The sequence below is a fragment of the Streptomyces sp. NPDC101132 genome, from assembly GCF_044759225.1.
Classification (GTDB): Bacteria; Actinomycetota; Actinomycetes; order Streptomycetales; family Streptomycetaceae; genus Streptomyces.
In genome coordinates this window covers 150,251-172,113 of record NZ_JBIVYX010000016.1, presented here as the reverse complement: position 1 = coordinate 172,113, position 21,863 = coordinate 150,251, and the positions used below count along the sequence as shown (strand labels likewise).

The 21,863-nt window shown below is 76.3% G+C and carries 21 protein-coding genes; 15 read left to right on the top strand and 6 right to left on the bottom strand.

Going from position 1 to position 21,863, the window contains the following annotated elements; all coding sequences use genetic code 11:
* From ACIQUR_RS30385 to ACIQUR_RS30355, 7 genes are all read left to right on the top strand, one after another.
* Window positions 1-3,441 carry an ABC transporter permease gene (locus ACIQUR_RS30385; RefSeq protein WP_403671100.1) on the top strand — a complete coding sequence of 1,147 codons (3,441 nt, stop codon included), beginning with the start codon at window positions 1-3 and terminating at the stop codon, window positions 3,439-3,441.
* Window positions 3,438-4,424 carry an ABC transporter ATP-binding protein gene (locus ACIQUR_RS30380; protein ID WP_403671097.1) on the top strand — a complete coding sequence of 329 codons (987 nt, stop codon included), beginning with the start codon at window positions 3,438-3,440 and terminating at the stop codon, window positions 4,422-4,424. Before ACIQUR_RS30385 ends, ACIQUR_RS30380 begins: the two co-directional genes overlap by 4 nt.
* Before the next feature lie 224 nt (window positions 4,425-4,648).
* Entirely contained in the window at window positions 4,649-5,869 is a 1,221-nt protein-coding gene (locus ACIQUR_RS30375; RefSeq protein ID WP_403671094.1) for a monooxygenase, read from the top strand.
* A gap of 73 nt (window positions 5,870-5,942) precedes the next feature.
* Window positions 5,943-6,371, top strand: a complete 429-nt coding sequence (locus ACIQUR_RS30370) for an SRPBCC family protein (RefSeq protein WP_403671092.1) — start codon at window positions 5,943-5,945, stop codon at window positions 6,369-6,371.
* A 130-nt stretch (window positions 6,372-6,501) separates the two neighbouring features.
* On the top strand, window positions 6,502-6,717 hold the full coding sequence (locus tag ACIQUR_RS30365) for a hypothetical protein (RefSeq protein WP_399949510.1): 216 nt from the start codon (window positions 6,502-6,504) through the stop codon (window positions 6,715-6,717).
* Window positions 6,718-6,765: 48 nt separating this feature from the next.
* Window positions 6,766-7,053, top strand: a complete 288-nt coding sequence (locus tag ACIQUR_RS30360) for a WhiB family transcriptional regulator (protein WP_403671090.1) — start codon at window positions 6,766-6,768, stop codon at window positions 7,051-7,053.
* A 168-nt stretch (window positions 7,054-7,221) separates the two neighbouring features.
* Entirely contained in the window at window positions 7,222-7,641 is a 420-nt protein-coding gene (locus tag ACIQUR_RS30355; protein ID WP_403671088.1) for a hypothetical protein, read from the top strand.
* Between the two features lie 101 nt (window positions 7,642-7,742).
* Here ACIQUR_RS30355 and ACIQUR_RS30350 read toward each other — a convergent pair whose 3' ends face one another.
* The gene (locus ACIQUR_RS30350; RefSeq protein WP_403671085.1) at window positions 7,743-8,510 is read right to left on the bottom strand and encodes a ricin-type beta-trefoil lectin domain protein; all 768 of its coding nucleotides are present in this window, start codon (window positions 8,508-8,510) and stop codon (window positions 7,743-7,745) included.
* Between the two features lie 185 nt (window positions 8,511-8,695).
* On the opposite strand from ACIQUR_RS30350, the gene ACIQUR_RS30345 reads away from it, so the two are divergent.
* Window positions 8,696-10,543 (top strand): hypothetical protein, encoded by a 1,848-nt coding sequence (locus tag ACIQUR_RS30345; RefSeq protein WP_403671082.1) that lies wholly within the window; start codon window positions 8,696-8,698, stop codon window positions 10,541-10,543.
* A gap of 167 nt (window positions 10,544-10,710) precedes the next feature.
* Here the strand turns inward: ACIQUR_RS30345 and ACIQUR_RS30340 are convergent, their stop codons facing one another.
* Together ACIQUR_RS30340 and ACIQUR_RS30335 are read right to left on the bottom strand one after the other, a co-directional pair.
* A complete protein-coding gene (locus ACIQUR_RS30340) occupies window positions 10,711-11,580 on the bottom strand; it encodes an NAD(P)-dependent oxidoreductase (RefSeq protein ID WP_403671079.1) in 870 nt (289 codons plus the stop codon).
* Window positions 11,581-11,713: 133 nt separating this feature from the next.
* Window positions 11,714-12,235 (bottom strand): hypothetical protein, encoded by a 522-nt coding sequence (locus tag ACIQUR_RS30335; protein WP_403671076.1) that lies wholly within the window; start codon window positions 12,233-12,235, stop codon window positions 11,714-11,716.
* 447 nt (window positions 12,236-12,682) lie between these two features.
* Here ACIQUR_RS30335 and ACIQUR_RS30330 point away from each other — a divergent pair, with 447 nt between their 5' ends.
* The 3 genes from ACIQUR_RS30330 (at window position 12,683) to ACIQUR_RS30320 (ending at window position 15,742) form a co-directional block, all read left to right on the top strand.
* Window positions 12,683-14,059 (top strand): flavin-dependent oxidoreductase, encoded by a 1,377-nt coding sequence (locus tag ACIQUR_RS30330; RefSeq protein WP_403671074.1) that lies wholly within the window; start codon window positions 12,683-12,685, stop codon window positions 14,057-14,059.
* A complete protein-coding gene (locus ACIQUR_RS30325) occupies window positions 14,032-15,039 on the top strand; it encodes a hypothetical protein (RefSeq protein WP_403671071.1) in 1,008 nt (335 codons plus the stop codon). The genes ACIQUR_RS30330 and ACIQUR_RS30325 overlap by 28 nt, the downstream gene beginning before the upstream one ends.
* Window positions 15,040-15,202: 163 nt before the next feature.
* Complete coding sequence (locus ACIQUR_RS30320) at window positions 15,203-15,742, top strand: hypothetical protein (RefSeq protein ID WP_403671068.1); 540 nt, start codon at window positions 15,203-15,205, stop codon at window positions 15,740-15,742.
* A gap of 36 nt (window positions 15,743-15,778) precedes the next feature.
* Here ACIQUR_RS30320 and ACIQUR_RS30315 read toward each other — a convergent pair whose 3' ends face one another.
* Both ACIQUR_RS30315 and ACIQUR_RS30310 read right to left on the bottom strand, forming a co-directional pair.
* Window positions 15,779-16,168 (bottom strand): SH3 domain-containing protein, encoded by a 390-nt coding sequence (locus ACIQUR_RS30315; protein ID WP_403671065.1) that lies wholly within the window; start codon window positions 16,166-16,168, stop codon window positions 15,779-15,781.
* A 162-nt stretch (window positions 16,169-16,330) separates the two neighbouring features.
* Window positions 16,331-17,290 carry a GlxA family transcriptional regulator gene (locus tag ACIQUR_RS30310; RefSeq protein WP_403671063.1) on the bottom strand — a complete coding sequence of 320 codons (960 nt, stop codon included), beginning with the start codon at window positions 17,288-17,290 and terminating at the stop codon, window positions 16,331-16,333.
* A gap of 98 nt (window positions 17,291-17,388) precedes the next feature.
* Here ACIQUR_RS30310 and ACIQUR_RS30305 point away from each other — a divergent pair, with 98 nt between their 5' ends.
* The 4 genes from ACIQUR_RS30305 (at window position 17,389) to ACIQUR_RS30290 (ending at window position 21,362) form a co-directional block, all read left to right on the top strand.
* Window positions 17,389-17,907, top strand: coding sequence for a PaaI family thioesterase (locus tag ACIQUR_RS30305; protein ID WP_403671060.1), 519 nt, complete (start codon window positions 17,389-17,391; stop codon window positions 17,905-17,907).
* 132 nt (window positions 17,908-18,039) lie between these two features.
* Window positions 18,040-19,287 (top strand): serine hydrolase domain-containing protein, encoded by a 1,248-nt coding sequence (locus tag ACIQUR_RS30300; RefSeq protein ID WP_403671057.1) that lies wholly within the window; start codon window positions 18,040-18,042, stop codon window positions 19,285-19,287.
* A gap of 130 nt (window positions 19,288-19,417) precedes the next feature.
* On the top strand, window positions 19,418-20,641 hold the full coding sequence (locus tag ACIQUR_RS30295) for a serine hydrolase domain-containing protein (protein WP_403671054.1): 1,224 nt from the start codon (window positions 19,418-19,420) through the stop codon (window positions 20,639-20,641).
* 142 nt (window positions 20,642-20,783) lie between these two features.
* A complete protein-coding gene (locus ACIQUR_RS30290) occupies window positions 20,784-21,362 on the top strand; it encodes a sugar O-acetyltransferase (protein WP_403671051.1) in 579 nt (192 codons plus the stop codon).
* On the opposite strand, the gene ACIQUR_RS30285 is transcribed toward ACIQUR_RS30290, so the two are convergent.
* Window positions 21,351-21,854 (bottom strand): hypothetical protein, encoded by a 504-nt coding sequence (locus ACIQUR_RS30285; RefSeq protein WP_403671048.1) that lies wholly within the window; start codon window positions 21,852-21,854, stop codon window positions 21,351-21,353. The genes ACIQUR_RS30290 and ACIQUR_RS30285 overlap by 12 nt on opposite strands.
* Window positions 21,855-21,863 lie beyond the last annotated feature (9 nt).

Sequence of the window (21,863 nt, the reverse complement as noted above, 5' to 3'; positions counted from 1 at the left end):
ATGACCCACCCCACCCACGACCCCGCCCCCGACGCCCCGTCCCCCGCCGGCCCCCCGGCGAACGGCCCGGACGCCGACACCCCCGCGGCCGCAGCCCCGGCCGCGCACGGCCCGGCCGCGACCGATCCGGCCGCCGGGGCCACGGCCAACCCTGAGCCCGCAAGCGAGCCGGCCGCCCCCGGCCCGGCCGTGAACGGCGCGGCGTCCGGCGACCCCGCCACGGACGGCGCCCCCGCCGCCGGCCCGGCCGCTTCCCCTGCGACGGCGGGCGCTGCCGGGGCCGACGGCCCGGCTTCCACCGGTCCTGCCGCCGGCGGCGTGCCCGCGAAGGGGCGCGCCACCGCCAAGAGCACGGCGACGCCTCCCACGGGTCCCGTAGCGAGCGGTGCGGCTGCCGGCGGCGCTCCCGCCGACACCGGAGCCATGGCAGGTGTCCCGGCCGACCGCCGGGCCTCCGCCGGTCCCACCGCGAGGGGTGCGGCGGGGGACGGCCCCGCGGCCGACGGCGCGGCCGTGGAGGGCGGGGGCGGCGACGGGGCGGGAGGCGCCCGCTCGGGTGCGTACGCTCCCGCCGTCGACGGACCCGGCCCGGAGCCGGCCCCCGGCACGGAGACCGCCCCCGGCCCCCGGGGGGCCCGGGTCCCGGCGCCCTGGGTGCGGACGCGGGTGGGTACTGCTCCGGGGGCCGCGCTGGCGCTCGGGGTGCTCGTGTTCGTCACCGCGTTCCTCGCCGCCGCGCTTCCGCGTGCCGTGGACGCGTATGAGACCGGGGCCCTGCGGTACGCCGTGCGGCACGCACCCGCCGCCGGCACCGTGCTCGAACTCACCGCGCCCCAGCCCGGCCTCGGGCTGCCCGAGGCCGCCCGGGAGCAGGCGCTGCGCGCGGCGCCGCTCGCCGCCGTCCACGCCCGTGCCGCGGCCGCGCTGCCCGCCCCGCTGCGGGCGGAACCCGGGCAGTCCGCGTACGGCGTCCGCACCACGGATCCGCTGGCCGCCACCGACCCGTGGCTGCCGCGCCCCGACGCCGTCCCGCCCCGCTTCACGCTGGCCGCGCCGTCCGGCCTCGCCGCACACGCCACCGTGCGCACCGGCCGCCTGCCGGCCACCACCGCGCCGGTGACCTCCGGCACCCGCCGGCTCGAGGCGGCGGTCACCACCGGGACCGCCGCGGCCCTGCGCCTGCGCACCGGCTCCGTCGTGCACCTCGTGACCGGTGCGTCCGGCGACGACGTGCTCACGGTCACCGTCACCGGCACCGTCGAGCCGCGCACCCCCGAGGGCTCCTACTGGTCCGCCACCCCGCTCCTGCGCACCGCCGGCCTCGCCGCGGAGAAGAAGGGCGGCACCCCCGCGTACCACTGGGAGGCCGCCCTGCTCCTGCACCCGGACGCCGCACCCGCCCTCCTCGGCACCCAGGCCAAGCCCGAGCGGTACTGGCAGTTCGCGCCGGCCACGGACGGCCTGACCACCCGCGACACCCCGGCGGCCCTGCGCCGCATCGCCTCGCTCGAAGGCGGGCCGGACCTGCTCCGGCTGCGTGCCGTCGCCGGGAACACGGCGACGCTCAGCACCGGCCTGGAGACCGTGCTCGCCGGCCACCTCACCGCCCGTGAGGCCGTCTCCGGCATCGTGGCCCCGGCGGCGGTCGGCACCGCGGCCGTCGCGGCGGTGGTGCTGGCCATGGCCGGCAGCCTGACCGCGGCCCGCCGCCGCGACGAACTGGCCCTGCTGCGGGCCCGCGGCGCGTCCCTCACCGGCATCGGGACCCGGCTGGCGGGGGAGGCGGCGGTCGTCGCCGTACCGGCCGCCGCCGCCGGACTGTTCGCCGCGTTGCTGCTCACCGACGGCACCGGGTGGCTGCCCGCCACCTTCGCCGCTGCCGCGGTGGCCCTGCTGGCCTGCGCCGCCCTGCCGCTGCCCGCGGTGTTCAGGCACCGCCGGCCCCGCGCCCACGGCGAGCGCGACGACCTCCTCACCGCCCGGCCCGGCCGCGCCCGCACCGTTGCGGAGCTGACCCTGCTGGTGCTGGCCGCCGCCTCGCTCCAGGCCCTGCGCGGCCGCGACCCCGCGGAGGCGGGCGGCCCGCTGGCCGCGGCCGCGCCGGTCCTGGTCGCCCTCACCGCGGCGCTCGTCCTGGTCCGCCTCTACCCCGTGCCCCTGCGCTGGGCCGCCCGTCCCGCCCGCCGGCTGCGCGGCGCGGTCGGTTTCCTCGCGCTCGCCCGGGCCGGCCGCGCCCCCGCCGCCGGGGTGCTGCCGCTGCTCGCCCTGCTGGTGGCCCTGACCACCGCCGCGCTCGGCGGATCCGTGCTGGCCGGGGTGACCGACGCCCGGGACCGCGCCGCGCTGCTGGCCACCGGTGCCGACGTACGCGTGTCGACGCCCGGCGAGTCCCGCCCGCTGCCCGCCGGCACGGCGACCGCCGTCGGGCGCGTGCCCGGGGTGCGCGAGGTGACCGGCGTACGGATCGACCGCACGGCCACCGCGACCGCGGACCAGAAGACCACCGGCCGGCAGACCGCGGACCGGACGACCACCGGCCGGCACACCACGGACCAGCAGACTGCCGGCCCGAGCGGCGACGGCCCCCGCGCCCTCACCCTCGTCGGCGTCGAACCCGCCGCCTACGCCCGCCTCGCCCGCCGCACCGGACTGGGCGCCTTCCCCGCCACGGCCCTCGGCCGCTCCGCCGGCGTGCTCGACGCCGTCGCCTCCCCGGGCCTCGCCGCCCGCCTCGGCGGCGGGCCCCGCCGCGTCGCCACCGCGGGCGGCGACGTGACCGTACGCGTGGTCGCCGTACGCCCCGTCACCCCGGCCGCCCCGCGCGGCGAGTTCCTCCTCGTGGACGCCGCCGGCCTGCCCGGCACCGGCGTCACGGCCCTGCTCGCCACCGGCGACCCCGACCCGGACGCGCTGCGCGCCGCCGCCGGCGGCCTGCCCGTACGGCTGCGCGCCGCCGAACGCGCCGCGCTCACCGACACCCCGCTCCAGCGCGGCGCCGAAGGCGTCTACGCCGCCGCCGTCGCGGCCGGCGCCGGGTACGCCGCCGTCGCCCTGCTGCTCTCGCTGCTGCGGTCCGCGCCCGACCGGACCGCGCTGCTGCTGCGGCTGCGCACCCTGGGCCTCGGCGCCCGCCAGGGCCGGGCCCTGGTGCTGCTGGAGGCCCTGCCGCAGACGCTGCTGGCCGCGGGCGGCGGCGTACTCACCGCCTGGGCGACGGTACGGCTGGTCGCCCCCGGCATCGACCTGACCCGGCTGGCCCTCGCCGCCGCACCCGCCCTCACCCCGCCCCCGGCCCTCCCGCTGCGTGCCGACGCCTGGGCGCTGGGCCTGCCCGCGGCCGGAGTGGTGGTGCTGGCGGCGCTGGTGGCCGCGGCCCAGTCCTGGCGGCCGGGCCTCCGACGCACCCCTTCGACGACGCACGGACCGGGAGACACGCGATGACGGACACGAAGACCGGGCCCGGCCCGGCGGACGCCCGGCCCACCCTGGCGGACCTGGAGCGCCGCGCGGCCGCACACCGGGACCGCCCCTCGTACGGCCACGACGCCCTGATCGCCTGCGACCGGCTGGTCCGCGTCTTCACGACGGACGGGGTCGAGGTCCAGGCCCTCCAAGGGCTCGACCTGCTGGTCCGCGAGGGGGAGCTGATGGCGCTGGTCGGCGCCTCGGGCAGCGGCAAGTCCACCCTGATGAACATCCTCGCCGGTCTGGACGTGCCCACCGCGGGCGCCGCCCGGGTGGCCGGCCGGGACCTGCTCGCCCTGGACGCCGCGGGCCGGCTCGACTACCGCAGGAACGTGGTCGGCTTCGTCTGGCAGCAGACCTCCCGCAACCTGCTCCCGTACCTGACGGCCGCTCAGAACGTGGCGCTGCCCATGCGGTTGCGCGGCCGCGGCGGTGGCCGCGGCCGCCGCCGCGAGCAGGCGGCCCGGGCCCGGGACCTGCTGTCGATGCTGGGCGTGGCCGAGTACGCCGACCACCGCCCCCGGCAGCTCTCCGGCGGCCAGCAGCAGCGCGTCGCCATCGCCGTGGCGCTGGCCAACTCCCCGTCGGTGCTGCTGGCCGACGAGCCGACCGGCGAGCTGGACTCCGCCACCGCCGAGCAGGTCTTCGCCGCCTTCCGGCGGGCGAACGACGAGCTGGGCACCACCATCGTGATCGTCACCCACGACCAGGCCGTGGCCTCGGAGGTCCGCCGCACCGTCGCCATCCGGGACGGGCGGACCGCCTCCGAGGTGCTGCGCCGCACGGAGGTGGACGCCCAGGGCCGCGAGTCCCTGGTCTCGCGCGAGTACGCCACCCTCGACCGGGCGGGCCGCCTCCAGCTGCCGGGCGAGTACACGGCGGCCCTCGGCATGGCGGACCGCGTCCTCCTCGAACTCGAACCCGACCACATCGCGGTCCGCCCCGACACCCCGGAGTGACTCCCCTCCGGCTGCCTGCGGAGGGGACCCGCCACCCGGGGCGACCCTCCGCCACCCACCCGACAGGGCCTTCCCGCGCCCCGTTGCGCCGCCGAACGGGTGGTTTCCGGCCCGACACGCCCGTCCCGTGCGCCAGACTCGGCCGCCGGGGGGTCGGCGTACGGCCGCCCGGACAGACCCGGTCCGACGGACACGACCCGGGGCACGGGACGGAGGGAGCGGTGGTGCGCGGCGGACTGGTGGCGGTGGTCGGGGGCAGCATCGCGGGCTGCGCCTTCGCTTCGGCGGCGGCCCGCGGCGGCGCCGACGGGGTGGTGGTGCTGGAACGCACCCGCGGACGGCTCGCGGACCGCGGCGTGGGCCTCTGCGTCCACGACGACCGCGCCGCGGAGCTCAGGGCCGCGGGGGTCCTGCCGCCCGGCATCGCCGCCCACCCGCTGGCCCGCCGCTCCTGGGTGGCCGCGGACGGGACGCCGTCGGGGCGGGTCTTCTGGGAACAGCCCTTCCCCTTCCACTCGTACCACTGGGGCCTGCTGTGGCGGGGCCTGCGGGAGGCGGTGCCGGACACGGTGGACTTCCGGCAGGGCGCCGCGGTCACCGCGCTGACGCTCCCGCCGGCCGGCGGGCAGGGCCGGCCCGAGGTGCGCGAGGCCGGCGGCTCCGGCACGGCGTACGACCTGGTCGTCGGCGCCGACGGCTACCGCTCCACCGTCCGCGCCGCCCTCTGCCCGGACTCCCGCCCCCACTACGCCGGTTACGTCTGCTGGCGCGGCAACTTCGACGCGCGGCTGCTGGCCGGCCCAGGCGAGGGGCCCTGGCCCTCCGACACGGTGGCGACGGTCTGCTTCCCCGGCGGCAGCTGCGTGGTCTACCGCATCCCGGGCCCCGACGGCCCCCGCGTGAACTGGGTCCTGTACGCGGTGCCCCCGCCCGGTTCGGGGCTCCGGCTGGACGACCCGACGAGCTTCCCGCCCGGCCGGCTCACCGAGGCCCTCTCCGGCGCCCTGGCAGGCCTCCTGGAACGCCGCTTCCCGCCCTACTGGGCCCGGGTCCTCTCGCTCACCCCGGCGCGGGACACCCTCGTCCAGCCGATCTACGACCTGGAGACCGCCCGGGTGGCAGGCGACGGCCTGCTGCTGGCGGGCGACGCGGCCAGCGTGGTGCGCCCGCACAACACCAGCGGGGCCGCCAAGGCGCTCCAGGACGCCGGCGCCTTCGAGGCGGCCTGGCGGGCGGCCGGCACCTGGGCCGAGCTCCAGGCCCGCTACGACGCCGCCCGCGGCCCGGCCGGCCGCGAACTGGTCGCGCTGGCCCGCCGGCTCGGCCGCGCCCAGGTGGAGCGCACCCCCGCCTGGACCGACCTGACCGCGGCGGACACGGCCGCGTGGTGGCGGCACCAGTTGGGCGGCGCGGCCGGCATCGGCGGCGGCACCCTGCGCACATGAGCCCGTGCGTTCGGCTCACCGACGCCCACCGGCGGGAGCCGACGGCCGCCGACGCCCACCCCCTGGAGGAGAAGTGAAACGCCGTGTCCTGAGCGCCGTGCTGCACGTCCCGCTCCCGCCCGAGGCGGCCTTCCGGCTCTTCACCGCGCGGGGCGAACGGGACTGGGTGCCCGGCTGGGAACCCGTCTTCCCGGTCGAGGCGCCGGACGACACCGCCCCGGGAACCGTCTGGCTCACCTCCTCGCACGAAGAGGAGACGACCTGGGTGGTCGTCGCCCGCGACGTCCCGCACACGGTGTCCTACGCCCGGATCACCCCGGGCGTACGCGCCGGGACGGTCACCGTCGCCCTGGCCGCGGCCGGAGCGGGCAGCGAGGTGACGGTCACCTACGACATGACGCCCCTCACGCAGGCGGCGGACGAGGCGCTCGGGGAGTTCGCCCGCGACTACCCGTCGTTCATCCGCTCCTGGGCGGAACTCCTCACCGCCCACCTCGCCTGACCGCAAGAGCGGTGTTTGGGACCGGACTCGCCGGTCATACGCGCCGAGTCAGGCTGCCCGGGCGCAAGGGCCCGGGCGCCGGAGCGGGGGGCCGCCCCGCGCGACGCGATCCGACGAGGAGGCTACGCACATGGCCGGCATAGGCGGCTGCATCGCCCTGATCGTGGTGGGGGCCGTCCTCACCTTCGCGAGCGACTGGCAGATGGAGAGCGTGAACCTCGACGTGGTCGGACTGATCATGATGGGCGCCGGTCTGCTCGGCCTCGGCGTGTACGGGAGCGTCCTGCGCCGGCGGCGCGTGCCGGCCGCCCTCCCGGTGGTCGACGAGACCCGCGACCGGACCTGACGCCCGCCCGCCCCACCCCGTCCAGTGAAGACCAGGAGGCAAACGGAGATGACGAACGTGACGCGGCTGCCGGGCCCCGCCGAGTACCTGTGGCAGTGGCAGACGCAGGCGGCGTGCCGCGGGCTGGAGCCGGAACGCTTCTTCCACCCCGAGGGCGAGCGCGGCGACGACCGCGCCGCCCGCGACCGCGCGGCCAAGCGGGTGTGCGAGCGGTGCCCGGTTCGCACCCAGTGCCTGCGGCACGCCCTGCGCGTCCGGGAGCCCTACGGCGTGTGGGGCGGCCTGACCGAGGAAGAGCGCCGGTCCCTGGCCTCACCGCTGCGCGCCACCGCCTGAGCGAGCTTTTAACAGGGTCGTTCCCGCACGTCAAGCCACGTATTGCAGTGGCGTGACCGGGATTCCCGTTCGGGGTTTATTTGAAGCACGCCCCCACCGGGGGAAACGGATCCCCGGAAATCCGGGGAGCGTTTGCCGAATGGCCTTTGTTTCGAATGGAGAATTCCGATGTTCCAGCGTTTCCTGACCCGCCGTGTCGTTCTGTCCGCCTCTTCGCTGGCCCTGGTGGGCGGCGGCATCGCCCTCCCGGCGACCGCGATGGCCGCGCCGGCTCCGCAGGCGGTGGTGACCCTGGCCCCGGCGGACAGCGCCGACGGCATCGGCACCGGCGGCGACGCCAACGCCGAGAACACCACGGTCGGCGGCACCGCCACCGGCGGCAACGCCAACTCCGGCGTCGGCGAGTGCAAGGGCAAGTGCACGATCACCACGGGCAACGCCACGGGCGGCGACGCCAGCGCCGACGCCGTGAACACCGGTGACGCGACCGCGGTCGGCGGCGACGGCACCGGCACCGGCGGCACCGTCACCAAGAAGGACATCAAGAAGGAAGTCAAGGAGCAGGTGAAGAAGAAGCTCGGGAAGTGATCCCGGGCGGACCCCCTGCGGACCCCCTGCGGACCCCCTGCGGACCCCGCGGGTGCGGGAAAGGCCGAGCGGCCTTTCCCGCACCCGCGGGGTCTGCGGCGTCAGGTGCCCAGCGGGCTGCCGGTCCACTGCTGGTTGGTGTGCGTCGGGGTGCAGTCCCAGATGCCCAGGCGCGCACCGTTGCCCGTGGCCCAGCCCAGCGCGTCGAGGCACTTGCCGGAGTGCAGGCTGCGCAGCAGACCGCCCGGGAGCACCTCCCACTTCTGGTTCAGGCCCTGGTGACAGGAGTTGAGGCCGAGCAGCGAGCCGTTCTCGGTCTTCGCGTACTGCACGTCCATGCACCGGCCGAGCGCACGGAGCGTACCGTCGGCCTCCAGCCGCCACATCTGCGCGTCGGTGCCGTTGCAGTCGTACAGCTGGATCGGGGCGCCGTCCTTGAGGCTGGCCCCCTTCACGTCGACGCACTTGCCGGAGTGGACCCCGACGATCCGGCCGGAGCCGGGCGGCGGCGGTGCGGAGCAGTAGATCTCCACGAGCACCTGGTAGTAGTCGCCGCTGCCGATCTGCTGGGCCCGCGGGCCGGCCGAGCGGCTGCACCGGTTGGTGTCGTAGCCCTCGTTCACGGCCTGCGAGTAGGCCGAGTTCCAGGCCGCCTGGACGGCGATGTTGTACGGGCCGTAGCCGGTGCCCAGGAAGTACTTCGGGCCGGTCGGCGCCAGGGCCGCCGAGGCCGCGGCACTCGACGCGGTGTCCGCGGCGCCGGACACGGACGCGGAGGCCGCGCCGGACGCCGACGCCGTTCCGGCGAAGAGCGCCGTCGCGGCGAGGAAGGCCATGGTCGTGGTCGACAGCCATCGAACCAGCTTCACACCAGGCTCCTTTCAAAGGTGTGGGTGACCGTGCAGGTGGGTGTGTGCCGCCGGGGCCCCGCGGACGGCTCGACCCTAGCCGCGGCACGCGGACCCGGAGTCTCACGTGAGTATCAACTCCGGCCACAGATCGGCCGGTTGTGTGCTGACCCGGTCGGACGGCGGGTGGGTATCGTCCCGGATCCGTGAAGATCACCCATGGCCTCGACGCCCTGCTCGCCGCGGTGGCGGCGCACCCCGTCGTCAACCTCTGCGGCGGGCTCGGCACGGGCAAGAGCACCCTGGCGCGCCGGCTGCCGGCGACGGCGGCCGTCGACCTCTCCGGCCTGCCCGCGGACCGGGCGCGGGAGCGGACCGCCGGGCTCGCGGCGGCGCCCGGCGACGGGCTGCTGCTGGTCGACGGCGTGGACGGCCCGGGGCACGCGGAGGCCGTCGCCGAGGCGCTGGACGGGCGTGCCCGGCCGGTCCTGCTGGTCAGCCGGCGCCCGCTGCGAGCCGCCCCCGGCTGGGCGCGGCACGACCCCGCCACCGTGCCGCTCGGCCCCCGCCCCGCGGCGGCCGTCGAGGAACAGGTACGGGCCGCCGGCCTGACCGACCCCGAGGCGGTGGCCCTCGCGGTCCGCCTCGCCGGCGGACTGCCCCTGCTGGCCGAACTCGCCTGCCGGGAGCTGCTGTCGGGCACGCCGGCCGACGCGCCCGGGGCGGTCGCCGATGCCGTGGCCGAGGAGGTCGTACGCCGGCTCGACCGGGAACACGCCAGGCCCGGCGGCCGCCACCGGCACGCGCTGCGCCTGCTGGCGACCGTACGGGCCGGGGACGAGCGGCTGCTCTCCGGCGGCCCGGACCTCTTCTCCGCGCTGGCCGGGCTGAGCGTGGTGCGCCGCGAGCCGCTCGGGCTGGCGGTGCGCGAGCCGTACCGGAGCCTGCTCGAACTGGCCTACGCCTGGCGGCGTCCGGGCGCCCACGAAGGCGTGCGCAAGCGTGCCGCCGACTACCGCCGGGCGCTGCTCACCGAGCGCGCGGAGCCCCGGGAGCAGGCCCGGCTGGTGGAGCAGGGACTGTTCCTCTCCGGCGACCCGGTGCTCCGCGACGCGCTGTTCCCGCCCGTGGACGACGCGGCGCTGGTCGGCCCCGCACGGCCGGGTGAGGCCGACGCCATCGGGCGGCTGATGCGCAGCTGGGCGGTGCGCAGCGGCTTCGACACCCGGCGCGCGGAGCGCGTCACGGAGCGCTGGCTGGAGGACGGTGCGTCGTCGTTCCACCTGGCCAGGGACCGGGACGGCGCCCCGGTGGCGCTCGCCGCGCTGCTGCCGGTCGGGTCGGAGACGGCGGACGGGATCGAGCCGCTGCTCCAGCAGCACGCGGCCGGCACGGTGCCCGCCGGCGGGCTCTTCCTGGGCGCGGCCTTCGGCACCGATGCGGGCGCGCACGCCCAGATCCTGCGGCACGTGCTGGTCCGGTCCGTCTTCGCCGGGCACCTCGTGGTCTCCACCGCGAGCCCCGACTACCAGCTCCTGCTGCGCACCCTGAGCTTCCGCCCGCACGGCGCGGTGCGGGACGACGTCTACCGCTGCGGGCGGCCCCCGGAGGTGTACAGCCACGACTTCGCGGCCGCCGGTCTGCCGGGGTGGATGCGCCGGCTGGCCCCCGGCGCGGGACCGGGCCCGGCGCCGGACCTGCCCGCGCTGGTCGCGGCGGCGCTGGCCCGGGTACGGGAGCCGGACCGGCTGGCGGACAGCCCGCTGCTCACCCGGCCGGGGCTGGCCACCCCGGGATCGCTGTGCGACTGGCTGTACGCGGCGGTACGAGCCCTCGCCGCCTCGGGGGACGCCGCCGACGCGGAGGCAGGCGCCATCCTCGCCGCGTACTACCTCGGGCGGCCCCGTACGCACCACCAGGTCGCCCGGAGCCTCCACCTGAGCCGGGCCACGTACTTCCGCCGGCTGCGCCGGGGCCTGGCCCTGCTGGCCGGCCGGCTGCCGGTCACCCCGGGCGCCGTACCCGCGCCGGGGCCCGCGACGCACGGGAGCTGAGCGGTGCGTGCCCAGGCGCGGGCCCTTCCGCGCCCGGGCGCGTGCCGACCGGCGCGGGAGGCAGGTCGGTGAGGGCCGGGCACCGGTCGGTCAGCGCGGTGCGCGGGCCTCCCCGGCGCCGCGTCCCGCCCGGCGCCGTGGCCGGGACTCCGGCCGGCCGTGCCCGCTCAGCGCGGCACGCCGACCGCCGGGCGGCTGGCGAAGTACCCGGCCGCCATGTCCTTCTCGCCGTGCCCGGCCTCCGCCGCGCGCCGGAACCGGGCGCCCGCCGCCTCCGCCATGTCGACGAAGACGCCCGCGCCCGCCGCGGCCTCGGCGATCAGCCGGGTGTTCTCCGCCGCGTGCCGCACGGTGAAGCTCGGCTGGTAGTCGCCCTCCAGCACGGCCTTCGACTTGGTCTGCACGTACACGTTGTCCATCGGCCCGCCGGTGACGGCGGTCAGGAACAGCGAGGGCTCCACCCCGAGCCCCTCGGTCAGGGCCAGGGCCTCGCCGAGCGCGGCGGTGAGGTTGAGGGCGAAGCCGACGGTCGCCAGCTTCAGCCGGGTCGCGGCGCCGGCCTCGTCGCCCACCCGGACGGTCCGGCTGCCGACGGCGTCGAAGACGGGGTCGAGCCGCGGGTCGGCGGGCCCGGCGGCCAGCACCACCAGGGTGCCCGCCTCGGCCGGCGCCCGGGTGCCCTGCACCGGGGCGTCCACGAAGACCAGCCCGTGGTCCCGGGCGAAGGCGGCCAGCTCGTCGAGCGTGCCGACGCCCACCGTGCCCATCTGCGCCCACACCTGACCGGCCGTCAGGGCGTCGGCGGCGGACTCCATCACCGCGCGGACGGCGCCGCCGTCGCCGAGCATCGTGATCAGTACGTCCGCGCCCGCGACGGTCTCGACGGGCGTCCCGCAGACGACGGCGCCGTGTTCGGCGAGCGGGAGCGCCTTGTCCTGCGTCCTGTTCCAGACCCGGACGGTGAGGCCCGCGGCCAGCAGGTTGCGCCCCATGCCCGCGCCCATGATCCCGGTACCCAGCAGTGCGATGGTGGTCATGCCCACCAGCGTAGGGGCGGCCGCGCCGGCGGCCCCCGCACCGTGCGGGCCCCCGGCGTGTTGGCGGCACGACCGCGCCGCCCGGATCCGGGCGGCGCGATCGAAGGGGTGCGGCGGAGGGAGGAGGGGCGGCTCACCGGGCCGGGGTGACGTGCCGCGGCGTGGTGAGCACGACGGAGGGGACGTGCTCGGCGGGCCGGTTGGCCATCAGCCGGGCGTACGCCTGCCGGAGCTCCGCACCGCGTACGGGCCGCCGGGCGGCCAGCGCCGACAGGTCGCCGGGACACTGGAGTTCCCACCGGGGGAAGCGCCGGCGGTCGCCGGCCACGCGCGCGTTGGGCGCGAAGTAGAACATCGTGGTGTTCTCGTGGGGGTTGTGGGCGGAGCCCTCGAAGAGGAACTGGCCGGCTGTCTCCAGTCCGTCGATCAGCCCGCCGATCACCTCTTCGTCCGGGGTCTCCAGGAACAGCCCCACGTGGTTCTCGAAACCGTGCGCGCGCTCCTGCGCGCCCACCTCGTCCCGGTAGCCCGGGCCGGTGGTGGGGAAGAGGAAGACCTCGACCTCGGGGCCGGGGCCGGGCGTGACCCGGAGCCGGGTCACCCACACCTCGACGTCGTCCGGAAGTCCGTGGCGTTCCACCAGGCGCCGTTTCACCAGGACGCTCGGTATTATCGCCGCAGCGGACCAGCCCTTTTCCTCGAAGTGGTCGAGCGCGGAATCCGCGGTCTGCGGGAAGAGCAGTGTCGCGCAATGCGAGACAATGCAGCGGAAGCGTATTTCCCGTTTCAGCCCGCCCGGTATCCAGGGTGGCAGGAGATTGTCCAGGGAACTCTCGGACGCATGGTGCGCGTAATCGACAGCATGCTGGAGGCGTTGGATGTCGCGCGCGTCGAATGCCACGTGTTGCATGTCGCAGCCTTTCTGTTGCCGACACCCGATTAAAGGCATGTCACCCGAGAGGAGGCGCGCAGTTGTAGGCTGGTCGGGTGAACGCGCCGGGGCTGTCCTGGGCCGATGCCGGGACCGTGGCGGGCCCCGCTTGTGGCATCCGGCCGAGTGGCGCATTTTCGGGAAGGGGTCCTTTCCCGGAAGGTGCGGAATATGCCGCCGTACAGCGGAAGAAATACCCCGAGGATTCTGGTCGCCGGAGCCGGAATAGGCGGTCTCACGGTGGCACTCAGCCTCCACGCCGCGGGCTTCGACGACGTCCTGCTCGTGGAGGCCTGCCCCCGGCTGCGGCCCGTCGGCGCGGGCATCAACCTCCAGCCGGCCGCCGTACGGGAACTCACCGAACTCGGCCTGGGGGACGCCCTCGACGCCGCGGCGGTGGCGACCTCACGTCTCCAGTACCACCACCGCTACGGCGGCCTCATATGGTCGGAACCGCGCGGGCGTGCCGCCGGCTACCACTGGCCGCAGTTCTCGATCCACCGGGCGCGGCTCCAGGAACTGCTGCTGGCCGCGGTGCGCGAACGGCTCGGCCCCGGAGCGGTCGTCACCGGCCGCCGCCTCACCGGGTACCGGCAGACCCGTACCGGGGGAGTGCCGGCCGTACGGGCCCTCGCCGCCGGGGAGTCCACCCCGTACACCGGTGACCTGCTGATCGCGGCGGACGGCGTCAACTCGGCGGTGCGCGCCACCATGTACCCCGGCGAGGGGCCGCCGGTCTCCAACGGCATCTGCATGTGGCGGGGCGTCACGGAGGGACCGGCCTACCTGGACGCGCGGACGATGACCATCTTCGGCTGCAACTCCCGCGTGAAGGCCGTGGTCTACCCCGTCACCCGGCCCGACGCCGCCGGGCGCTGCCTGCTCAACTGGGTGGTCGAGACCCGGGAGGACAGCGGCCCGTCGGACGGCGGCCCGTCGGACGGCGGCCCGTCGGACGGCGCCCGGCCCGACGGCTCGTCCGAGGCCGACTGGGACTCCGCCGCCTCCCCCGACCGGGTCCTGGCCCATCTGGACGGCTGGCGGACCGGGTTCCTCGACCTGCACGCCATCGTCGGCGCCGCCCCGCGCATCCTCCGCTACCCGATGATCGACCGGGACCCGCTGCCCAGCTGGGTCGACGGCAGGGTCGTGCTGCTCGGCGACGCCGCCCACCCCATGTACCCGACCGGGTCCAACGGCGCCTCGCAGGCCATCGTGGACGCCCGCGTGCTCGCGTACGAGCTCGCCCACCACGACGTCGACGAGGCCCTCGCCCGCTACGACGCCGCACGCCGCCCCGAGACCTCCCGGCTGCTGGCCGCGCACCGGCGCCTGGAGCCGGACCCGCTGCTCCATCAGGTGGAGCTCCTCGCCCCGAACGGCTTCTCCGACATTCGGGAAGTCCTACCGGCGCACAGACTGGCCGACATCAGGTCCTGCACGCGCCAGGTGACGGGCGTGGACGCGGCGGGGCTCAACGCACGTCCCTCGTGGAACGTCCCGGCACGAACGGCTCCGGTATGCGCCTGGTCCACGCCGCAGGGCTGACCTCCGCGGCCCTGCTGGCCGCCCTGCTCCCCGCGGCGGCGGCGTTCCCCACGCCGTCCGCCGCCCGTCCGCCGTCCGCCGCGGCGGTCCCGGAGGACTGCGGGCCCGGCGCGTCCGGGACGTGCCTCCGCCGGGGTCCGGCGCAGCGGCTCGGCGACGGCCTGGTCCGCGTCTACACCGAGTACGCCGACGACCGGCCCCGCACCGTCGGCGTCGAACTCTCCGCCGGAGCCCTCGACCGGCTGCCGTCCACCCCCACGGACGGCGCGCACTGCCACGACGCGGACGGCGACGGCGTCCGCGACCCCGCCCACGAGTGCGTCGGCGGCCACGGCCGCGAGCTGGCGCTGCCCGCCACCCCGCCGGACCGGCCCCCGCTGCCCTTCGACTGGGTGCTGTTCAACTGGAACCCGCACGGCCACACCCCGCACGGCCGGTACGACGTCCCGCACTTCGACGTGCATTTCTACCTGGTGCCCCCGGAGGAGCGCGCGGCCATCCGGGTCGGCGGCTGCGCACTGATGATCGACTGCGGCCAGCTGGCCACCGCCTCGCGGCCGGTGCCCGCCGCCCACCTGCCGGCCGGGTACCCCGCGTCCAGCCCGCAGACCGCGGAGGGCGCGATGGGCTCCCACCTGGACAGCAGACCCCCCAGCACGGGGACGCTGGCCGGACAGACGCTGATCTACGGGGCGTACGGCGGGCGGCTGATCTTCATCGAGCCGATGCTCACCAAGGTGTTCCTGGAGCGGCAGCGGACCGTGCCCGGCCACCGGACCTGCGAGCCGGTGCCCCAGCCGGCCGTCTGGCAGACCCCCGGCTGGTACCCGACGCGCTACTGCACCGCCTACCGGCCGGAGACCGGCGCCCACACGGTCTCGCTCACGGACTTCGTCCGCAGCCCCGCGCACTCCGCGGCGGGCGGCGGCTGGTCCGCGCCGTACGGGGCCTGGCCGGCGGCGTACGCGCGGACGCGCTAGCCGCCGCCGGGCCGCCGCCCCGGGGGGAACGGCGTCGTCCACCCCTCAGTCCGCGCGCGGAACGGCGTCGTCCACCCCACCGCCCCGGGCGGAACGGCCTACTCCGCCGGCTGCCCCGCGCGTCGCGCGGCGGGGTCCGCGCCGCCCCTCCTACGGTGCCGGTATGTCAGACCTTCCGGCCGACCGGCCGGCGGCCGGGGTCCGCGCCCCCTCGCCCGAGATGCTCGAAGCCCTGCGCGAACGCCTCAAGGAACGCATCTACGCGGCCATCACGATGCTGGCCGTCGTCGTCGGACTGGCCCAGAACCCGCACACCGGGCACGCCACCGCCGCGGTGTACGTGACGTGCACCGCCGTGGGGCTGTGGCTGGCGACGCTGGTCGCCGACGCGCAGGCGCACCGCGTCGTCCACCAGCGCCTGCCCGACCGGCGGGAGGTGCGGCACTTCCTCTTCGTCAGCAGCCCCCTGCTGGGCAGCGCCCTCGGACCGCTGGTGATGGTGGCCCTGTCGGCGGCGGGGGCGCTCGGCCTGGAGACCGCGCTGTGGGTGGCGGTCGGCGTGGACGTCGCCTCGCTCGCGGCCTGGGGATACACCGGAGGCCGCCGCATGGGCGGCGGCCTCCTCGTGTCGGCCCTGGCGGGTCTGGTCGACGCGGCCATCGGCCTCGGGGTGGTGACGGTCAAGCTCGTCGCGGGTCACTGACCGGCGGGCGCGGGCCCGCGGCCACCCGGCCCGAAGTCAGCAGGCGCGGACGGGCTTGAGGTTGTGCACGTAGCGGGCCGAGACCCAGCCGTTGACGTTCTGCAGCCGGTACCAGACCGGGTTGCCCTGCACCCAGCCGCCGCGCTTCTGGCAGTTGAGCAGCACCTTCTGGTGGGGCTTGAGGGTCTTGACCGTCTTCGAGTACACGGTGGGCTTGCTGCGGACGTTCAGGCCGCTCTTGGAGAGGACCACGCCCTCGGGGTACCCGGCCTTGGCGGCGACGTGCCCGGACCGCTGTTCTCCGGCCGCCCGGCCGTCGGCCGTCCGGCCGGGCGCGGCCGCCTGGTCGCCGGCCGCCCAGCCCGCCGCCCCGAGCACCAGTCCGGCCGCCACCACGGGTGCCAACGCTGCCGTCTTCATCGTCATCTCATCGCTCCAGCCTCGTGTGCCCGGCCGGTGCACCGGCCGGGTCCGCCTGCCCGACTATCCGGTCCCGCCCCGCGCGCGCGGCGAGGACACGCGCGGGTAGGCCCGTACGGGGGAGCGCCGCCACCCGCGGCGGGCAGGCGTACCGCGCCGGTGCGGTCCTCAGCCGCGGAGGCTGCGCGCGCCGCGGCCCAGCCGGTCCCGCAGGAGCGCGCGGAGCGGGCCGGGGCTCTCGTAACCGACCCGGCGGGCCACGGCCGCCAGCGGCAGCGAGGTCGTGCGCAGCAGGTGCTCGGCCTGCTCGACCCGGAGGTTCTGCACGAGGCGGATGGGGGAGCAGCCGACGGTACGGGTGACCGTGCGCTGGAGGGTGCGCTCGCTGACCCCGAGCGCCCGGGCGGCCTCCGCGATCGACAACGGCTCGCCCATCCGCTCCCGCACCCACCGCTCGAACGCCGAGACCAGCGGGTCGTGTTCGGCGAGCGCGCTCGGGATCGCGTACGCGGCCTGGGCGGCCCGGTCGTCGACGACCAGGTAGCGCCGCACCAGGTCGGCGAGGGCGGGACTGCGCGTCCCGACGATGGCCAGCGCCAGGTCGAGGTGGCTGAACGCGGCGCCGGCGGTGGTGATCCCGTCGCTGGTCGTGACCATCCGGCTCTCGTCCACGTGCACCCGGTGGTACCGCTCCCGGAACACCGGCGCCAGCCACCAGCTCGTCGTGGCGCGCTGCCCGTCCAGCACACCGGACTCGGCCAGCAGGAACGTCCCGGTACAGGCCGTGGCGAGCGGGGTGCGCCGCTCCCGGGCGCGTACCACCGCCTGCCGGGCCTTCCGGTGACCGGCCGACGCCACCAGCCCGACCAGGTCCTCGGGCCGGCGCTCCATCAGCGCGGGCACCACCAGCACGTCGGCGTCCTCGGCGGCCGCGAGGTCCTCGGTGTCGATCCGGTGGCCGAGGCCGGTGCGGACGCGCCGCCGTACGCCGACCGTGCGGATGTCGAAGGGCGGGGGCGTGGCCCCGGCCAGGCGGCCGCGCAGGGCGTCGGCGGTGTGCAGGACGTCGAGGACCCCGGTCACTCCGGAGTCGAACGCCCCGTCAAGGACGAGTACGGCTGCTTTCACCCCGCCCACCCTAGCGGTCCCACCGGTGTCGGAATCCATGCGCAAGGTGCCGGTTCCGCCACTTCCGGGGCCGGGCCTGAGCTTCGTACGGTCGGGCCATGACCACGCACCAGACGATCACCACCGGCCCCGTCCGCACCCGTACCCACAGCTGGCAGCCGCGGCCCGAGGCCACGCCCGAGCTGCTCTCGATGAGCGGACTGGACATCCTCCGGGCGGCGCTGAAGGGGGAGCTGCCCGCGGCCTCGATGACGAGCACGCTCGGCTTCCGGCTGACGGAGGTGGGCGACGGCCTCGCGGTCTTCGAGGGCGACCCGGGCGACCACCTGCTCAACCCGATGGGCACCGTGCACGGCGGCTTCCTCGCCACGCTGCTGGACTCCGCGCTCGGCTCGGCCGTGATGACGCGCCTGCCCGCCGGCACCACGTACACCACCGTCCAGCTGGGCGTGCACATGATCCGCCCCGTCCTGGCCGGCACCCCGGCCCTGCGCTGCGAGGGCGTGGCCCTCCACGTGGGCCGCACCACGGCCACCGCGGAAGCCCGCGTCACCGGCACCCACGACGGCAGGCTCTACGCCCACGGCACCACCACCTGCGCCATCCTGCGCGCCTGATCCCCGGAGCCGAGCAGGGCGACCGCCGTCGCGCCCGGCGGGGTCCGGCCTCCCGACGCCCGACGGGTGATGTTCGTGCGGGTCGCCGTCCGCACGACCGGTCCCCGGGGGCACCCTGCCGATACTGCGGGCATGAGAGCCACCCGCCCGTCCTCCCTGCCGCGGCTCGCCGCGGCCACCGCGGTGACCGCGGTCAGCGCCCTGCTCGCCCTCACCGTGCCGGCCGCGGCCGCCGGCGGCGCGGGCGGCGGTGACGGAGGCGGCCACCGTCGCCCCTGTGCCACGTCCCGGATCCCGGACCGCGGCCCCGCCCGCGACATCCTGCGGATCGCCGAGCAGGCCAAGGCCGAGATGGGCCTCAAGTCCGTGATCCTCAAGGTGACCGCGGACGGCCGCGAGGTGGTCACCTCCGCCATCGGCGAGTCGATGACCGGCGTCCCCGCCGACCCCGCCATGCACTTCCGCAACGGCAACATCGCCATCAGCTACATGGGCACGGCGCTCCTGCGCCTCGTCGACCAGGGCAAGGCCGGCCTCGACGACCCCATCGCGCGCTGGCTGCCCGACGTGCCGGACGCCGAGCGGATCACCCTGCGCATGCTGGCCGCCTCCACCACCGGGCTGGTCGACTACGTCCGGCTCCCCGAGTTCCAGCAGGCCGTCTACGCGAACCCGTTCCGCCAGTGGACGGCGCAGGAACTGGTGGCCCTCTCGACGAGCAAGGACCGCTGGTACGACCCCGGCACCAACTGGAGCTACTCGCACGCCAACTTCGTCCTCCTCGGCGCCGCCCTGGAGAAGATCACCGGCACCCGGCTGGACATCCTGCTCAAGCGCCAGATCCTCGGCCCGCTCGGACTGCACGAGACCCGCAACAGCTTCACGCCCGACATCCCGGCCCCCGTCCTGCACGCCTTCACCGACGACCGCGGGACGTACGAGGAATCCACCTTCTGGAACCCCTCGTGGACCACCGCGCCCGGCGCCGTCGAGACCACCGACATCTGCGACCTGGCCCGCTCGGCCTCCGGCATCGGCTCGGGCGAGCTGCTCTCCCCGGCCTCGTACCGGCAGCTGCTGAACCCCGGGACGGTCGGCCTGGGCCACGCCACCGAGAAGTGCCCCGCGACGGTCTGCATCGCCCAGACCGAGAAGACCCACTACGGCTTGGGCGTGCTCATCCTCGGCGACTGGATCTCCCAGCACCCGCTGTTCTTCGGCTACTCCGCCTCCATGGACTACCTGCCGTCCGAGCGGCTGTCCATCGCGGTGTCGACCACGCAGGGCCCCACGGCCGTGGACGGCCACAGCGCCCACACGATCGCCCAGCGCATCGCGGCGCACCTCACGCCCGAGCACCCCATCCCCGACTTCGGCTGACCCGGCGGCCCCGCGGCGCACGGCGCCGGCCGCGCGTCCCCGCGCCCGGCCCCCGGCTCGCCCCGGTCCACCCCTCCGGCTCCACCCCTCCGGCTTCCCCCTCGCCTCCACCCCCTCTGGAGACACACCCGTGCCCACCCCTCGCCATCCCGCACCCGCGACCCGTTCCACCGGCGGCCGTCGCCTGCGCGCCGGGCTGACCGCCGCGGCCCTGGCCGCCGTCACGCTCGGTACGCTCCTCCAGCCCGCCCGGGCGGCCGCCGGCGGACCCGACCCCGCGGGGGGCAAGCCGTACGACGACGCCCGCCTCCAGCGCCAGCTGGAGCAGCTCGTCGCCCAGGACGACGGCCCGCCCGGCGTGATCGCCGCCCTCACCAGGGGCGGCCGGACGAAGACCTACACGGCCGGCGTGGGCGACATCGCCACCGGCCGCCCGCCCCGGCTCGACGACCACATGCGCGTCGCCAGCGTCGCCAAGGCGTACAGCGGGGCCGTCGCCCTCCGGCTCGTCGACCGGGGCGAGCTCTCCCTCGACGACACCATCGGCGAGGTGCTGCCCGGCCAGCCCGCCGCCTGGCACGAGGTGACGCTGCGCCAGCTGCTCCAGCACACCAGCGGCCTGCCGGACTTCTCGGCGTCGCCGGAGTTCCGGGCGATCCTGATCGCCGACCCCCACCACGTCTTCGACTCGCGCAGGCTGCTCGACTTCGTGGCGGACCAGCCGCTGCTCTTCCGTCCGGGGGCGCTGTACGAGTACTCCAACTCCGACAACATCGCCGTCGCGCTGATGGCCGAGGCCGTCACCGGCCGCCGCTACGAGGACCTGCTCAGGGAGCTGGTGTACCGCCCGCTGGGGCTGCGCCGGACCAGCCTGCCCGAGGGCTTCCGGCTCCCGCAGCCGTACATCCACGGCTACGAGACCACCGTCGAGCCGCCCGAGGACGTCAGCGAGCTGTTCGGCACCTCCGGCTCCTGGGCCTCGGGCGGCGTCGTCTCCACGCCCAGGGAGCTGGGCGTCTTCATCCGCGCCTACGGCGGGCCCACCCTGCTGTCCGAGAAGACCCGCAAGGAGCAGCTCACCTTCCGCCCCGGCGACTCCTCGGAACCCGCGGGCCCCGGCACCAACGCCGCCGGCCTGGCGATCTTCCAGTACACGACCCGCTGCGGCGTGCTGTACGGCCACACCGGCAACACCGCCGGCTACACGCAGCTCGCCGCCACCACGCCCGACGGCACCCGGTCGCTGACGTTCTCCGTCAACACCCAGACCAGCAAGAGCAACAAGCCCGCCCTGCTCGCCCGGCTCCGCACGGTCCAGGAGAACTTCGCCTGCGCCCTGCTGAAGGGGCACTGACCGCGTCCCGCTCCCCCTCCGGCAGGACGCACCACACCCGGTTCCGCCCGGGCGGCGGTGCGTCTTGACGGAGGACGGGGGGTGGGCGAGCGTGACAGGAGGCCGCGCCCGCCCGCCGGACGCGCCGGACCGGAGGTCGCCCGTGGGCGAGAACAAACGCCGGATGCTGGCCGGTGACTGGTACCTGCCCGACGATCCCGAACTCGGTGCCGACGCACGCCGCGCCGCCGGGCTGTGTGCCGCCTACAACGCGCCGGACCCGCCGCCCGAGCGGCGCGACGCCCTCCTGCGGGAGCTGCTCGGCTCGGTCGGCGAGGGCGTCCGCGTCCGGCCGCCGTTCCACTGCGACTTCGGCCGGCTGATCACGATCGGCGCCGGCACGTTCGTCAACTTCGGAGCCGTCTTCCTCGACACCGCTCCGATCACCCTGGGCGCGGACGTGCAGCTCGGCCCGTACGTCCAGCTCCTCACCCCCGCCCACCCCCTGGAGGCCGGGCGCCGGCGGGCCGGCTGGGAGCGGGGCCTGCCCGTCACCCTGGGCGACAACGTCTGGCTGGGTGGCGGCGTGATCGTCTGCCCCGGCGTCACGATCGGCGAGAACACCGTGGTCGGCGCCGGATCCGTCGTCGTCGGGGACCTCCCGCCGGGCGTGCTGGCCGTGGGGAACCCGGCGCGCGTCGTCCGGACCCTCGAACCCTCTCCACCACCCTCATCCGCCTGACCCCGGAGTGACCCGGAGGCCGGCCGTCGCGGCGTTGCGGATGCGCCGGGTGCGGCCGTGGACCGCGAGGAACGCCAGGGCGCGGGGCGAGCCGGACTCGGCGGACACCTTGCGCTGGAGCCAGTCGGACGCCCCGTCCAGGTCTTCCGCGCGCCAGTCGAGGGCCAGGGCGACCGACCGGAACAGGTCCCACTCGCGCAGCCGGCGGGTCAGGAAGGGGTCCCCGCCGACGGCTCCGGCCATCGACGCGGACCACGCGTCGAAGCCCGGGTCCGGCAGCAGGCCGGCCGCCCGGTGGTCCAGGTGGCGGACGACGGCCGACCGGGCCATCACCGGGTCCGGGTCCGTCAGCACCTCGCGCACCGTGCCGGCTTCGCCGGCCGGACCCGTCGCCGCGAGGGATCGCAGGTGGGCCCTGAACCTCAGGTGCTCCGGGGGCTCGTCGTCGGGATCGCCGGACAGGGCGGCGTCCGGTTCCGGGGTACGGATCATGGGTCCGAT

Excerpts from the sequence above, each read along its gene's own strand:
- ACIQUR_RS30385 (WP_403671100.1), top strand. The coding sequence starts at position 1 with ATGACCCACCCCACCCACGACCCCGCCCCCGACGCCCCGTCCCCCGCC.
- ACIQUR_RS30380 (WP_403671097.1), top strand. The coding sequence starts at position 3,438 with ATGACGGACACGAAGACCGGGCCCGGCCCGGCGGACGCCCGGCCCACC.
- ACIQUR_RS30365 (WP_399949510.1), top strand. The coding sequence starts at position 6,502 with ATGGCCGGCATAGGCGGCTGCATCGCCCTGATCGTGGTGGGGGCCGTC.
- ACIQUR_RS30360 (WP_403671090.1), top strand. The coding sequence starts at position 6,766 with ATGACGAACGTGACGCGGCTGCCGGGCCCCGCCGAGTACCTGTGGCAG.
- ACIQUR_RS30355 (WP_403671088.1), top strand. The coding sequence starts at position 7,222 with ATGTTCCAGCGTTTCCTGACCCGCCGTGTCGTTCTGTCCGCCTCTTCG.
- ACIQUR_RS30340 (WP_403671079.1), bottom strand. The coding sequence starts at position 11,580 with ATGACCACCATCGCACTGCTGGGTACCGGGATCATGGGCGCGGGCATG.
- ACIQUR_RS30330 (WP_403671074.1), top strand. The coding sequence starts at position 12,683 with ATGCCGCCGTACAGCGGAAGAAATACCCCGAGGATTCTGGTCGCCGGA.
- ACIQUR_RS30325 (WP_403671071.1), top strand. The coding sequence starts at position 14,032 with ATGCGCCTGGTCCACGCCGCAGGGCTGACCTCCGCGGCCCTGCTGGCC.
- ACIQUR_RS30320 (WP_403671068.1), top strand. The coding sequence starts at position 15,203 with ATGTCAGACCTTCCGGCCGACCGGCCGGCGGCCGGGGTCCGCGCCCCC.
- ACIQUR_RS30315 (WP_403671065.1), bottom strand. The coding sequence starts at position 16,168 with ATGACGATGAAGACGGCAGCGTTGGCACCCGTGGTGGCGGCCGGACTG.
- ACIQUR_RS30305 (WP_403671060.1), top strand. The coding sequence starts at position 17,389 with ATGACCACGCACCAGACGATCACCACCGGCCCCGTCCGCACCCGTACC.
- ACIQUR_RS30300 (WP_403671057.1), top strand. The coding sequence starts at position 18,040 with ATGAGAGCCACCCGCCCGTCCTCCCTGCCGCGGCTCGCCGCGGCCACC.
- ACIQUR_RS30285 (WP_403671048.1), bottom strand. The coding sequence starts at position 21,854 with ATGATCCGTACCCCGGAACCGGACGCCGCCCTGTCCGGCGATCCCGAC.